This is a genomic window from Rehaibacterium terrae (genome assembly GCF_014202935.1).
In the GTDB taxonomy this organism is placed as follows: domain Bacteria; phylum Pseudomonadota; class Gammaproteobacteria; order Xanthomonadales; family Xanthomonadaceae; genus Rehaibacterium; species Rehaibacterium terrae.
Map to the genome: position 1 here is coordinate 58,493 of NZ_JACHHX010000003.1, position 14,239 is coordinate 72,731.

Annotated in this window: 10 protein-coding genes; 5 read left to right on the forward strand and 5 right to left on the reverse strand. The window is 71.5% G+C overall.

The window, feature by feature from the left end; all coding sequences use genetic code 11:
• The first annotated feature begins 59 nt into the window (after positions 1-59).
• Positions 60-734, forward strand: coding sequence for a Dph6-related ATP pyrophosphatase (locus HNQ58_RS02815; RefSeq protein WP_183947274.1), 675 nt, complete (start codon positions 60-62; stop codon positions 732-734).
• A 77-nt stretch (positions 735-811) separates the two neighbouring features.
• Here HNQ58_RS02815 and HNQ58_RS02820 read toward each other — a convergent pair whose 3' ends face one another.
• The gene (locus tag HNQ58_RS02820; RefSeq protein ID WP_183947275.1) at positions 812-3,646 is read right to left on the reverse strand and encodes a phosphoenolpyruvate carboxylase; all 2,835 of its coding nucleotides are present in this window, start codon (positions 3,644-3,646) and stop codon (positions 812-814) included.
• A gap of 94 nt (positions 3,647-3,740) precedes the next feature.
• Between HNQ58_RS02820 and HNQ58_RS02825 the strand changes: the two genes are divergently transcribed.
• Complete coding sequence (locus tag HNQ58_RS02825; protein WP_183947276.1) at positions 3,741-5,411, forward strand: hypothetical protein; 1,671 nt, start codon at positions 3,741-3,743, stop codon at positions 5,409-5,411.
• 96 nt (positions 5,412-5,507) lie between these two features.
• Here the strand turns inward: HNQ58_RS02825 and HNQ58_RS02830 are convergent, their stop codons facing one another.
• Positions 5,508-6,875 carry a glutamate--cysteine ligase gene (locus HNQ58_RS02830; protein WP_183947277.1) on the reverse strand — a complete coding sequence of 456 codons (1,368 nt, stop codon included), beginning with the start codon at positions 6,873-6,875 and terminating at the stop codon, positions 5,508-5,510.
• 182 nt (positions 6,876-7,057) lie between these two features.
• A complete protein-coding gene (yihA, locus tag HNQ58_RS02835; RefSeq protein WP_183947278.1) occupies positions 7,058-7,657 on the reverse strand; it encodes a ribosome biogenesis GTP-binding protein YihA/YsxC in 600 nt (199 codons plus the stop codon).
• 206 nt (positions 7,658-7,863) lie between these two features.
• Between yihA and HNQ58_RS02840 the strand changes: the two genes are divergently transcribed.
• From HNQ58_RS02840 to HNQ58_RS02850, 3 genes are all read left to right on the forward strand, one after another.
• A complete protein-coding gene (locus HNQ58_RS02840; protein WP_183947279.1) occupies positions 7,864-8,619 on the forward strand; it encodes a c-type cytochrome in 756 nt (251 codons plus the stop codon).
• 107 nt (positions 8,620-8,726) lie between these two features.
• Positions 8,727-9,374, forward strand: a complete 648-nt coding sequence (locus HNQ58_RS02845) for a thiol:disulfide interchange protein DsbA/DsbL (RefSeq protein WP_183947280.1) — start codon at positions 8,727-8,729, stop codon at positions 9,372-9,374.
• A 142-nt stretch (positions 9,375-9,516) separates the two neighbouring features.
• Positions 9,517-10,260, forward strand: coding sequence for an endonuclease/exonuclease/phosphatase family protein (locus HNQ58_RS02850; protein WP_183947400.1), 744 nt, complete (start codon positions 9,517-9,519; stop codon positions 10,258-10,260).
• A 178-nt stretch (positions 10,261-10,438) separates the two neighbouring features.
• Here HNQ58_RS02850 and HNQ58_RS02855 read toward each other — a convergent pair whose 3' ends face one another.
• Positions 10,439-13,300 (reverse strand): TonB-dependent receptor plug domain-containing protein, encoded by a 2,862-nt coding sequence (locus HNQ58_RS02855; protein WP_183947281.1) that lies wholly within the window; start codon positions 13,298-13,300, stop codon positions 10,439-10,441.
• A 124-nt stretch (positions 13,301-13,424) separates the two neighbouring features.
• Positions 13,425-14,216: a sulfite exporter TauE/SafE family protein gene (locus HNQ58_RS02860; RefSeq protein WP_183947282.1), complete on the reverse strand. Its 792-nt coding sequence runs from the start codon at positions 14,214-14,216 to the stop codon at positions 13,425-13,427.
• Positions 14,217-14,239 lie beyond the last annotated feature (23 nt).

Sequence of the window (14,239 nt, forward strand, 5' to 3'; positions counted from 1 at the left end):
GTGCCGGCGGGCGGCAGTCACGGCTGCCGCCCTGGCCTGGTACCGGCCCCAGCCGCATGATGCCGATTCCGGTTCTGGTCTCGTGGAGTGGCGGCAAGGACGCCGCCTGGATGCTGCACAGGCTGCGGCAGGGTGGCGACTACGCGCCGGCGGCGCTGCTCACCACCTTCACCGAGGGCTACGAACGGGTGGCCATGCAGGGCATCCGCCGCGAGGTGCTGCAGGCGCAGGCCGAGGCCGTGGGCCTGCCGGTGATCGAGGCCTGGCAGCCGCAATCGCCCGACAACGCCAGCTACGAGGCGGCCTTCGCCAGCGCCTTGGCGCTGGCGCGCGCGCGCTGGCCCGGATTGGCGCACATCGCCTTCGGCGATCTGTTTCTGGAAGACATCAAGGCCTTCCGCGACGCGCTATGCGCGCGCCACGGCTGGACGCCGCTGTACCCGCTGTTCGGCCGCGACACCGCACGGCTCGCACGGGAGATGCTCGACGGCGGCCTGCGCGCACGGCTGTGCTGCGTGGACACGGCGCAGCTCGACGGCGACTTCGCCGGCCGCGAGTTCGACGCCGCATTGCTCGACGAACTGCCGCCCGGCACCGACCCCTGCGGCGAGCGCGGCGAGTTCCACACCTGTGTGTACGCCGGGCCGATGTTCGCGCAGCCGCTGCGGCTGGCCGGCGGCGAAACGGTCCTGCGCGACGGCCGCTTCCTCTACACCGACCTGCGGCTGGCATGACTGCGGCGGCCATCGCGGCCGGCTTGCCTGCATGGCATGGGGGTCGTGACTCCCGTCGCTTCCACCGCAGGCCAGACTCAGCCGGTGTTCTGGATGCCGGCGGCGATGCCGTTGACGGTGGCGAACAGGGCACGCAGCAGGCAATCGTCCTCGCGCCCGCCCTCGCGCCAGCGGCGCAGCAGTTCGACCTGCAGCAGGCTGATCGGATCGACGTAGGGGTTGCGCAGGCGGATCGACAGCCGCAGCCGGCGGTCGTGGGCGAGCAGCTCGTCGCTGCCCTTGAGCGCCAGGATGGCGTCGCGGGTGCGGACGAATTCGTCGGCGAGGTCGGGGAAGAAGCGCGCGTGCAGCGGGCCGGCCAGGCGCGAGTAGCGCTCGAAGATGGCCAGGTCGGACTTGGCCAGCACCATCTCGACGTCGTCGAGCAGGGCGGCGAAGAACGGCCAGTCGCGCGCCATTTCGGCCAGCGTGTCGCGGCCGTGGCATGCGATGCCCTCGGCCAGCGCCGTGCCGACGCCGTACCAGGCGGTGAAGCCGGCGCGGTTCTGCGACCAGGCAAACACCCACGGGATGGCGCGCAGGCGTTCGATGCCTGTCCTGAGCTCTGTCGAAGGGCCTGTCCTGAGCTCTGTCGAAGGGCCTGTCCTGAGCTCTGTCGAAGGGCCTGTCCTGAGCTCTGTCGAAGGGGCGTGGTGGCCGGCGCGCTTGCTCGGGCGCGAGCCGATGCGCAGGCGCTCGATCACGTCGATCGGCGTGGCGGCGCGGAAATAGTCGGGGAAATCGGGCGTGGCGTAGACCAGGCCGCGGTAGCGGGCGCGCGCGGTGTCGGCGAGCGAGGATACGATCTCGCGCCAGCGCGCCTCGCGCGGCTCCGGCGGGCGCGGGCGCAGGGTGGCGCGCAGCACCGCGCCGGTGGTCTGTTCGAGGTTGCGCAGGGCGATGGCGCGGATGCCGTACTTGCGGTGGATCACCTCACCCTGCTCGGTGACGCGCAGGCTGCCGTCCACCGAGCCGCGCGGCGCGGCGATCACCGCGCGCTCGGTCTTGCCGCCGCCGCGCGACACCGAGCCGCCGCGACCGTGGAAGAAGGCGATGCGCACGCCGGCTTCCTTGGCCAGCGCGGTCAGCGCCAGTTGCGTGCGCTGCAGCGACCAGCGCGAGGCGACGATGCCGCCGTCCTTGGCGCTGTCGGAGTAGCCCAGCATCACCACCTGGCGGTCGCCGCGGGCGGCGAGGTGGGCGCGGTAGTGCGGGTCGGCGAACAGCGAACGCAGCACGGACTCGGCGGCGTCGAGGTCGTCCACCGTCTCGAACAGCGGCGCGACGTCGAGCGGCACCCGGCCGTCGCCGTCGACGCAGCCGGCGACGCGCGCCAGCGCCAGCACCGCCAGCGCATCGGCCGCGCTGCGGCTCATGCTGACGATGTAGGGGCCGAAGGCGCGCGCGCCGTAGCGCGGCAGCGCGTCGGCCACGGTGCGGAACACCGCCAGCGTCGATGCCGCGTCGTCCGCGGCAGGCGCGGCGACGTCGGGCCGGCCGTCGAGCAGCGGCCGCAGGCGGGCCAGGCGCTCGCTCACACTGCGCGTGGGGTAGTCCGGGTCGGCCAGCAGCGCGGCCAGTGCGGCATCATGCACGGCCGAGTCCTGGCGCAGGTCGAGCGTGGCCAGGTGGAAGCCGAAGGTCTCGGCACGGCAGATCACCCGCCGCACCGCGAATTCGCCGGCGCGTTCGCCGCGGTGCGCGTGCAGGCTGTCGCGGATCAGGTACAGGTCGGCGAGGAACTCGCCGGCGTCGGCGTAGCCCTCCGGACGCCCCTTCGCAGTGGCCGCCAGCCGCGCCGACATCAGCGCGAGCAGCGTGCGGTACGGCATGTCGGCATGGCGCGGCTTGAGCCGGGCCGCGGCCTTCGGCAGCCGGCGGCGGTAGTCGTCGATGCGCGCCAGCAGCGCCGGCGCGACTTCGACGCGTGAAAGCGACTGGGTCAGCAGCGTGCCGAGCTTGGCCAGGTCGCGCCGGTAAGCCGCCAATACCAGCGCACGCTGGCTGGCCAAGGTGGCGGCGATGGTGTCGGCGCCGACATTGGGGTTGCCGTCCATGTCGCCGCCCACCCAGGAGCCGAAGCGCAGCAGTGGCGGCAGCGCGCCCGGCTCGCCGAACTGCGTGCGCAGCGCGTCGGCGAACACTTCGTGGAACACCGGCAGCACACGGTAGAGCACGTCGCTGAGGTAGAACGCGACGTGCTCGAACTCGTCGGCCACACTGGGCTTTTCCGGCGCGGTCTCCGCCGTCTGCCAGGCGGCGGTGAGTGCCATGCGGATGCGCTCGATCCCGGCGCGGCGTTCCTGCGGCGTCAGTCCGCGGTCGATGTCCTCGACCAGCGCGCGCACGATCGCCTGTTCCTTCTCCAGCAGCGCGCGCCGCACCGCCTCGGTCGGATGGGCGGTGAACACCGGTTCGATGCAAAGCCGCGGCAGCAGCGCGAACACCTCCTCGGCGGTCACGCCTTCGGCGTGCAGGCCGGCTAGCACGGCATGCAGCCCGCCCGGCTGCGGGCCGGCGTCGGCCTTCTGGTAGTCGCGGCGGCGGCGGATGCGGTGCACCCGCTCGGCGAGATTAACCGCCTGGAAGTAGGTGGCGAAGGCGCGCACCAGCGCCTCGGCGTGCGTCAGCGGCGCGGCGGCCAGTTCGGCGGCCAGTGCGTCGACCGCCGCCCCCGCTTCGCGGCGTGCGATCGCGGCGCGGCGGATGCGCTCGACCTCGGCGAGGAAGTCCGCGCCGACCTGCTCGGCGAGGATCTCGCCGACCAGCGCACCCAAGCGCTTCACGTCATCGCGCAGCAGCCTGTCGGTGGGTGGGAAGTCGATGTCGCGCAGGCTGTCACCGGCCTGCCCGGGCAGGGTGATTTCGGACATGCGGGGCAGCCTACACGAGCTGGCCGCCCCCGGGCACGCGTGCGTTGTCCCCATTGCCTGGCCCTCCCCGGGCCGCCGTCTGGAAGATCCCCCGATGAAACGCCTAACCCTCACCGTTCTCGCGTGTGCGGTCGCGCTCGCCGTCGCCGGCTGCGGACGCGCGCCGGACAGCCAGACCGCCGCCGATGCCGTGCCCGATGCCGACCGCCCGGTGCTGTTCGACAACCTCGGTCACCTCAGCCGTCCGATCGGCGCCGCCGACCCGGACGCGCAACGCTGGTTCGACCAAGGGCTGCGGCTGGCCTACGCCTTCAACCACCAGGCCGCCGAGCGCGCCTTCGCCGAGGCGGCGCGCCTGGACCCCGACTGCGCCATGTGCTTCTGGGGCCGCGCGCTGGTGCTCGGCCCCAACATCAATCTGCCGATGCTGCCGGAGGCGATGCAGCCGGCCTACGAACATGTGCAACGGGCGCTGGCGCTGGCCGGCAAGGCGACGCCGGCCGATCGCGCACTGATCGAAGCCTTGGCCACGCGTTATGCCTGGCCGGCGCCGGAGGATCGCGGCGCGCTCGATCGGGCCTATGCCGACGCGATGCGCGCGGTGGTGGCACGGTTTCCCGACGACAACGACGCCGCCGCGCTGTTCGCCGAGTCGCTGATGGATCTTTCGCCGTGGTCGTACTGGGGGCCGGACGGCCAGCCCAACGAGCACACCGGCGAGATCCTCGCCGCGCTGGAGGGCGTGCTGGCGCGCGACCCCGACCACATCGGCGCGATCCACTACTACATCCACGCCACCGAGGCCTCCAACGAGCCGCACAAGGCCGAGCCGCACGCCGACAGGCTGGCGATGCTCTCGCCCGGCGCCGGTCATCTGGTGCACATGCCGGCGCACACCTACATCCGCGTCGGCCGTTACCACGACGCCACGCTGACCAACCTCGCCGCCACCGAGGCCGATGCGGCCTTCCTGTCGATCTGTCGCGGCAGCAGCGGCGTGTATCCGCTCGGCTACGTGCCGCACAACTGGCACTTCGCCACCATGACCGCCGGGCTGGAGGGCGCCAGCCGCGTCGCACTCAACGCCGCCGAGCAGAGCCTGCGCCGCGTCGACGTCGCCGCCATCGACCAACTGAGCTTCATGCAGCAGTTCGCGGTGGCGCCGCTGATGACACAGTTGCGCTTCGGTCGATGGGATGCGGTGTTGGCGCAGTCGGCGCCGCCGGTGGATCGTCCCTACCCGACCGCGATCTGGCATTTCGCGCGCGGCCTGGCGCGGGCGCGCACCGGCGACATCGACGGCGCCCGCGCCGAGCTGGCCGCGCTCGAACCGCTCGCCGCCGACCCGGCGATGGCGCAGGTGCCGCTGTGGGACATCAACGCCGCCGACAAGGTGCTGGCGGTGGCGGTGCCGTTCCTGCGCGGCGAAATCGCCGCGGCCGCCGGCGACCGCGACACCGCCATCGCCGAACTGACCGCCGCCGTCGCCGCCGAGGACGCGCTCGGCTACAACGAGCCGCCCGACTGGCTGCTGCCGGTGCGGCCCTACCTGGGCGTGGCATTGCTCGACGCCGGCCGTGCCGCCGAGGCCGAGGCCGTGTTCGCCCGCGACCTGCGCGTGTTCCCGGAGGCCGGCTGGTCGCTGTTCGGCCTGGCGCAGGCCCAGCGCGCGCAGGGCAAGACCACCGAGGCCGACGCCACCCAGGCCCGCTTCGAACGCGCCTGGCAGTGGGCCGACGTCACATTGGAGCGCGCGCGGTTTTGATGGGCGGGAATCGGTGGCCGGTAATCGGTAACCGGAGAGCAGGAGCGCCGTTTCGCGCGCTTTTCCGGTTGCCGGTTTCCGGCTACCGTCCCTCGATCAATACGCAAACTCGCGGAACACCGGATCGACGCTGCCGTTCCACGGGCCGTGGAACAGTGCCAGTTTGCGCTCGGCCGGGGTTTCGTTGGCGAGCGCGAATTCGATCAGCGGTTCGAGGAACACCGCCTCGTCGGCGCCGTTGGCGTTGATGCGGGCGCGGCGCTTGAGGCCCTGGCCGGAAATCTTCAGTGCTTCCAGCGCCAGCTCGCGCACCGTGTGCCGGCGGAACGGCAGCTTCAGCGCGTATTTCGGCACGCCGTCGCGCAGGGCGTGGCGCTCTTCCAGGCTGAAGTCCCGGACCAGATCCCAGGCAGCGTCGAGCGCCTGGTCGTCGTAGAGCAGGCCGGTCCAGAACGCCGGCAGCGCGCACAGCCGGTTCCACGGGCCGCCATCGGCGCCGCGCATTTCCAGGTACTTTTTCAGCCGCACTTCCGGGAAGGCGGTGGTGAGGTGGTCGGACCAGTCGCGCAGGGTCGGCCGCTCGCCCGGCAGCGGGGCCAGCCTGCCGGCGAGGAAGTCGCGGAAGCTCAGGCCGGCGCAGTCGACATAGGTGCCGTCGCGGTAGGCGAAGTACATCGGCACGTCGAGAATGTAGTCGGCGTAGCGCTCGAAGCCGAAGCCGTCCTCGAACACGAAGTCGAGCATGCCGGTGCGGTCGGGGTCGGTGTCGGTCCAGATGTGCGAGCGGTAGGAGAGGTAGCCGTTGGGCCGGCCTTCGCTGAACGGCGAGTCGGCGAACAGCGCGGTGGCGACCGGCTGCAGCGCCAGCGAGACGCGGAACTTCTTCACCATGTCCGCTTCGCTGGAAAAATCCAGGTTCACCTGCACGGTGCAGGTGCGGGTCATCATGTCCAGGCCGAGCTTGCCGACCTTGGGCATGTACTCGCGCATGATCTTGTAGCGGCCCTTGGGCATCCACGGCATGTCCTCGCGCGACCACTTGGGCTGGAAGCCCATGCCGAGGAAGCCGACCCCGAGCTCGTCGCCGACCGCCTTGACTTCCTTGAGGTGCTGGGTCACCTCGCGGCAGGTCTGGTGGATGGTTTCGAGCATCGCGCCGGACAGTTCGAGCTGGCCGGCCGGCTCCAGCGTCACCGAGGCGCCGTCGGGACGGATGAGTGCGATCAGCTTGCCGTTCTCCTCCACCGGCTCCCAGGCGAAACGCGTCAAGCCGCGCAGCACCGCCTCGATGCCGCGCTCGCCCTCCCACGGCAGCGGCCGCAGGTCGTCGAGGCGGAAGCCGAACTTCTCGTGCTCGGTGCCGATCCGCCAGGCCTCGCGCGGCTTGCAGCCGGATTCCAGATATTCGACCAGTTGCCGGCGGTCTTCGATCGGTGTGTCTTTCTCGTGGCTGGGGCCGGACAAGGGCGAATCCTTGCGCAGGGACGGGAGGCAGCGACGTGGGGGCGCAGCCCCGGCATCGCAAGCCGGACGAGTTTACGCCCGGATGCCGTGGCCCGATGCGCGCGATTCGCCGCGCCGTCGACACGGTTTGTCCCGTCCGCGCGCGTGGCCGCGGTCTGCCGCCGCGCGGGACTGGCCGACGGCTACAGCGCCAGCCAGCCGGCGACGACCGCGCGCGCCTCGTCCACGCCCTGTTTCGATTCGGACGAGAACAGCTGCACGCCGACGCTGTCGCCGTACTGCGCGGCCAGTTGCCTGCGCACCGTCAGCAGGGCCTGCGACTGCTGGCCGCGACCGAGCTTGTCGGCCTTGGTCAGCAGGCAGTGCGCGGGCAGGCCGCGATCGGTGGCGTAGGCCAGCATCTGCCGGTCGTACTCGCGCAGCGGGTGGCGGATGTCCATCACCACCACCAGCCCGGCCAGCGACTGGCGGTTGCGGAAATAGCCGTTGATGAAGTCCAGCCAGTGCGAGCGCAGGTCCTGTGGCACCTTGGCGTAGCCGTAGCCGGGCAGGTCGACCAGGTGGCGGCCGTCGGCGACCTGGAAGTAGACCAACTGCTGGGTGCGTCCGGGGGTCTTGGAGGTGCGCGCCAGCCGGTTGTGTCCGGTCAGGGCGTTGAGCGCGCTCGACTTGCCGGCGTTGGAACGGCCGGCGAAGGCCACCTCGCGGCCGTCGTCGGGCGGCAATTGCCGGGGCAGGTGGGCGGCCAGCAGGTAGCGGGCGCCGTTGAGCGGGTTGGACATGGTGACAGGCCGCGGTCGCGCCGGAGGGACGCCAAGGATGCCCGCAGCGGGTCGTCGAGGCCAGCGACGGGCCGCGGCTTCGTTGACCATGCCGGCAGGGCGCTGGGATAATTCCGCGGTTTCCGCCGTCGCGGGCCGCGGCCCCGACACTCTCCGGTCCGACCGACGGTCGATCGACATATTCCAAGCGTTTTCGGAGCCCGCACATGACCTTCCCGCGCACCCTGGGCCTGGCCGGTCTGCTCGTCGCCGCCACGGCGCTCGCCCAGTCCGAGCCCGCCATCGTCGCCCCGGCCGTCGAGGCCGCGCCGGCGCCGGTGTCCGAGTTGACCGACGCCCATGGCCCGGCCGAGGCCGGCGACGCCGCCGCCGGCCAGACCAAGGCCGCCGTGTGCGCCGCCTGCCACGGCCTGGACGGCAACGCGCAGGATCCGCAGTACCCGAAGCTGGCCGGCCAGCACGAGCGCTACATCGCCCGGCACCTGGCCTTGTTCAAGAGCGGCGAGCGCGAGAACGCGATCATGCTCGGCTTCGCCGCCCTGCTCAGCCCGCAGGACATGCGCGACATCGGCGCTTTCTACGCCAGTCAGACGATGTTGCCGGGCGTGGCCGACGAGACGGTGATCACCGATGGCCCGAACCAGGGCAGGAAGTTCTACCAGGTCGGCGAAGCCATCTACCGCGGCGGCAACGCCGAGCGCGGCATCCCGGCCTGCGCGGCCTGCCACAGCCCGACCGGTGCCGGCAACCCGGGCCCGGCCTATCCCCGACTGGGTGGCCAGCACGCGCAGTACACCGCCGACATGTTGCGCCGTTTCCGCGCCGGGACGGTGTTCGGTCGTGGCGAGAACGCCGATGCGGTGATGGCGGGCATCGCGTCCCGTCTCACCGATGAAGAGATCGAGGCGCTGGCCACCTACATCGAAGGCCTGCACGCGGCCGGTGGCGGCGCGGCCAACTGATCCGCGCCCTTCGCCGGAACTTCCGCACGCAGCGGCGGTCCAGCCAAACCACGTTCAGCGAGCCGCCCCTAGTCTGGGGCGGTGTCATTTTCCGGAGGGCTCCCCCGATGCTGCACCGCCTGCTTCCCGCCCTGCTCGCCGCCGCCCTGCTGCCCGTCGCGGCCGTTGCCGCGCAGACCGCCGAAACGCCGCAGGCCGGCCGCGAGTATGCCGTGATCGAGCCGGCCCAGACCATCGCCCCGGCCAGCGGCAGGGTCGAGGTCGCCGAGGTCTTCGCCTACACCTGCATCCACTGCGCGCGCTTCGAGCCGGTGCTGAAGGCGTGGAAGGCGCGACAGCCCGAGCATGTCCAGGTGGTCGCGGTGCCGATGGCCTTCGGCGGCGTCGCCGAGGCCTATGCCCGCGCCTACTACGCGGCCGAGGCCATGGGTGTGCTCGACCGCACCCACCAGGCGCTGTTCGACGCCGTGCATGTGCAGCAGCGCCAGTTCCGCAGCGCCGAGGACATCGCCGCCTTCGTGGCCGAACAGGGCGTGGACAAGGCCACCTTCCTGTCGACGATGAACAGCTTCGCGGTCAGCGCCAAGATCGCCCGCGCCAAGCAGGTCGTGCCGCGCTGGGGTGTGGAGGGCACGCCGAGCGTGGTGGTGGCCGGCAAGTACCGCGTCCTGGGCGGCGCCCGTGGCGGCTTCGAGGGCATCCTCGACACGGTCGACTTTCTGATCGCCCGGGAGCACGCCGCCGGTGGTGGTTGAACGCCTGCGCGGCTGGCGCGCCTGAATGCCGACGGGGCCGCGTTGCGGCCCCGTCTCGCTTGCCGGCTTGCGACGGACGGCTCCGGCCCTCATTTCCCCGGCATCGGCCGCACATTTCCTCATGCCCGAGCATCGCCTGACCCTGCTGAGCTGCAACATCCAGGCCGGATCGAGCACGTCGCGCTACCGGGACTACGCCATCCGCGCCTGGTCGCACGTGCTGCCGGCGGGCAAGCGTGACAACCTCGACGCCATCGCCCAGCTGGTCCAGCCCTACGACATCGTCGGCCTGCAGGAGAGCGACCCGGGCAGCCTGCGCTCGGGTTTCATGAACCAGACCCACTACCTCGCCGAGCGGGCGGACTTCCCCTACTGGAGCCACCAGCCCAACCGTACCCTCGGCGGGATCGCCTCCAGCGCCAACGCGCTGCTCAGCCGATTGCCGCCCAACGAAGTGCTCGACTATGCCTTGCCGGGCCGCATTCCCGGCCGTGGCGTGCTGCTGGCGCGCTACGGCGATGGCGAGGACGGGCTGACCGTGGCGGTGGCGCATCTGTCGCTGGGCGCCCGTTCGCGCCAGGCGCAGATCGCCTTCATCGCCGAGCTGCTCAGCGACGCACCGCACGCGGTGCTGATGGGCGACTTCAACTGCGCCCCCGACGCCCCCGAGATGCAGCTGCTGTTCCGCCGCACCCGGCTGGCGCCACCGAGCGAGGTGTTTCCGACCTTCCCGAGCTGGGCACCGCGGCGTGCGCTCGACCACATCCTCGCCAGTGAACCGCTGATCGCCGAGGCACCGCGCACCTTCCCGGCGGCGCGTTCGGACCATCTCGCGGTCGCGCTCGACCTGAAGGTGCCCAAGCGCTGCCTCGGCGCCGAGGCCTGAAGCGGCACCTTCCCGGCGCGTGGCAGCGGCCATGGCCGCGACACCCGCCGCCGACGCTTCCCGCCGCCGCTGCTGCGGCTGCCGCCTGGCGCGCGCGCTGCGTCCGCTCGCGGGAAGGGCCGGGAAAAAAAACCGGCCGGGTCGCCCCGGCCGGTCGGTGTTGCGCAGCGCGCGACGCTTACAGCTTGAAGTCGGCGCGGAGGTACCAGAAGCGGCCGCCCGGAATGTCGTAGTTCGACGCGTCGTAGCCGTTGAGCGTGCACGACAGGCAGATCGGCGGCTCCTTCTGGAACACGTTGTTGACGCCGAGGGTGAACTTGGCGTTGCCCCACCAGCCGGTGTTCACGCCGAACTGCAGGTCGTGGAAGGTGGTCGAGCCCAGACGGTTGCGATTGTTGGCCGGATCGCGGCAGACCGGGAAAGTCCGCGCATTGCCGCACAGCTCCCACAGGTCGCTCTTGTGGCGGGCCGTCCAGCTGGCGAACCAGCTGCCCAGACGCCACTCGGCGGTCAGGTTGGAGCTCCACTCCGGGATGCCGCTGTTGTTGACCTCGCGGCCGACCGTCTGCGGCTGCACCGAGCCGTCGGCGCCGACCGCCTCGTACTTGTCCACCCAGGTGTTGCGCCAGGTGAAGCCGAACTGGCCCCAGTCGCCCTGCGGCAGCAGCCAGAACACGTCGAAGTCCCAGCCCCGGCTGTCGATCCGGCCGAAGTTGGTCAGGAAGTTGCTGAAGTTGGAGATCGCGCCGAGCTGGTTGCGGGTGATGCCGCCGCAGAAGGCCGGGTCGAGCGTCTGCACGCACAGGTTGAGCTGGGTCTGCGCGTCCAGCGCCTGGATGCCGCCTTCCAGCTTGTGGCGGTACCAGGTGAACTCGAAGTCCAGCCGCTCGGACCAGGCGGCGCCGGCGCCGAAGGCCGGGCTCCAGACGAAGCCGGCGCTCACGCTGTCGGCGGTTTCCGGGTCGAGGTTGCGGTTGCCGCCGGTGACCACGCTGATCTGCGGGTTCGGCTGCACGTAGCCGGGGGGCACGCCGAGCGCGGCGCAGTTGGCCTGCAGCCCGCCGGCGATCGGCGCCGAGCAGGGGTCGTTGAGCACCGCGTCGAAGCCGCTGGCGGCGCCGAACAGCTCGCCGATGGTCGGCGCGCGGAAGCCCTCCGCCCAGGTGCCGCGCAGCAGGAACTCGTCGTTGACCTGCCAGCGCAGGCCGACCTTGGCGGTGGTTTCGCCGCCGGAGGTGGAGTAGTCGGAGTAACGGCCGGCCAGGCTCAGGTCGATCCGCTCGGCGATCGCCGCGTCGGCCAGCAGCGGGATGCTCAGCTCGACGAAGTACTCGCTGACGTCGTACTTGCCGCTGGTCGGCAGCGAGGGCACGCCGTTGTACTCGCCGGTGACGGTGAGGGTGTCGGGGCGGTAGGAGCCCTTGTACTCGCGGTACTCGACGCCGGCCGCGAACGACATGGCACCGGCCGGCAGGTCGAACAGGTCGCCGGACAGGTTGGCCGAGAACAGGCTCAGCTTGTTGTCGCTGTAGTCGCGCACCACCGGCTGGATGTAGTCGAGCATGGCCCGGGTGATGGTGCCGGCGCCGAAGATGTTCAGCGGCACGCAGCCCGGCTCGGCCTGGCAGGCGGCCAGCGGCCCCAGCGCCACCGAGAAGCGGCGGGCGTTGTAGCTGCCGAAGTTGGTCTGGTTGGCTTCGCTGGCGCTGCGCACGGCGTTGACGTCCCAGAAGAACAGCCGGTCGCCGGCGCTGAAGCTGCCTTCCAGGCCGGTGGCGACGTAGAAGGTGTCGACGTCCTGCTCGAACACGCGCGGGCCGCCCTCCAGCGGGCGGCGGCCGCCGAGGATGAAGTTGCCGCCCGGGCCGGCGACCAGATCGAAGCCGAACGGGTTGTACGGGTTGCTCGCCGAGATGACGACGTTGTCGGCCCAGAAGTTGGTCGGCACGGCGGTGCCGAGGAAGAACGGCTCGGCCGCGGCCTGGTTGATCGAGAAACGGTTGTTGTACAGCGCCTTGAAGTACCAGGTCGTGCTCTCGGTCAGGTCGAAGCGGACCTGGCCGAACAGGTTCTTGCGCCGGTTCGGCGTGACCAGCAGGTTGTACTCGGCGTAGTTGAAGCGGTCGGCGGCGGTGAAGCAGTGGAAGCTGTCGGTGCGCACGCAGCCGGTCTCGGCCGGGTTGTAGACCAGGTTGGTCACGCCCGGGTTCGGCACCAGGTCGAGCACGGCGCCGGTGTTGGGATCGCGGAAGATGAAGCGGCCGGCCGGGATCGCCGAGCTGCCCAGCGCCACGCCGGTGCCGGGCACCGGCACGCTCGACTGCTCGCGGTCCTTGGAGGCGACGCGCTTCTGCTCGGTGTAGCTGGCGCCGAGGAAGAAGCTGTAGCGGTCGCCGGTGCCGCCGAAGCTGACATCGACGCTGCCGGTCTCGCCATCGCCCTTGCCGTACTCGCCGTACTGCACGCTCAGACCGGCGCCCTCGTAGTTGCGGCGGGTGATGACGTTGACCACGCCGGCGATGGCGTCGGAGCCGTAGATCGACGAGGCGCCGTCCTCGAGCACCTCGATGCGCTCGACGATGGCCAGCGGGATGGTGTTGAGGTCGACCACGCCGCCGACGCCGGAGCCGGAGCTCTCGTTGACCCAGCGCACGCCGTCGACCAGCACGAGCACGCGCTTGGGACCGAGGTGGCGCAGGTCCACCGTGGTGGCGCCGGCCGCGACGCCGCCGCCGTCGGGCGGGAAGCCGAAGTTGCCGGAGGAGTTGAACTTGGTGTTGAGCGCCGAGCCGGAAGCGGTGATCTGCTGCAGCACGTCGCCGATCGAGGTCAGGCCGGAGCGCTCGATTTGTGCGCGCGTGATCACCTGCACCGGGGTCTGGCCTTCGATCTCGGCCTTCTTGATGCGGGTGCCGGTGACCTCGATGCGGTCGAGCTGGCGGGCCTCTTCCTGCTGGGCCAGCGCGAGGCCGGGCAGTGCGGCGAACAGCAGTGCGCCGCGCACGGCCGCGCTCAGGCGGGTACGACGAACGACGGACATGAAGGTTCTCCCCTAAGAGGTTGGTTGGGTACCCGACGACGCACGCCCCTGCCGGGCGCGTCTGGCGCACCTGTTGTAACGAAACCTTCACGGCCTGGCAACGGCTGGGCGTATTCGAGCTTTGCTAAACCAGCAGGGATCCGCCGACCAGGACCAGAAAACCCGCGAACACCCGCCGCAGCGCCGGCCCGCTGATGGCGTGGGCAAGCCGGACCCCGTACGGGGCGGCCAGCACCGAGGCCGCGGCCACGCCCAGCGCGGCCGGCAGGTAGACATAGCCCAGTGCGGGGCCCGGCAGCGCATCGGGCGGGGCGTTGACGGCATAGCCGGCGGCGCTGGCCAGGCCGATCACCACGCCGCAGGCGGCCGAGGTGCCGACCGCGCGCACCGGCGGCACGCCCAGCCAGACCAGCAGCGGCACGGTCATGCTGCCGCCGCCGATGCCGACCACCGCCGAGACCGCGCCGATGCCCACGCCGGCCGCACTCAGACCCGGCCCGCGCGGGTCGCCGTGGCCGTCCGGCCGCTCGCGGACGCGGCCGAAGCCGATCTGCGCCGCCGCCAGCAGGCAGTAGCCGGCGACGATGTAGCGCAGCACCTGCCCGTCCAGCGCGACCGCCACACGGCTGCCCAGCCAGCCGCCCAGCAGCAGGCCGGGCACCAGCCAGCGCACGGTCGTCCAGCGCACGCTGCCGCGCCGGTGGTGCGAGCGGGTCGAGGACAGCCCGGTGATCACGATGCTGGCCAGCGAGGTGGCCAGCGCCGCGTGCATCGCCGCCGCGGCCGGGATGCCCTGGGTCGGCAGCAGCCAGGCCAGCGCGGCCACCAGCACCAGCCCGCCGCCGACCCCGAGCAGGCCAGCCAGCACCCCGGCCGCGGCGCCGAGCGCGAGGTACAGCAGCAGCGCGCTCAGCATCGCGCCCGCCCCGGCGTCTCAGC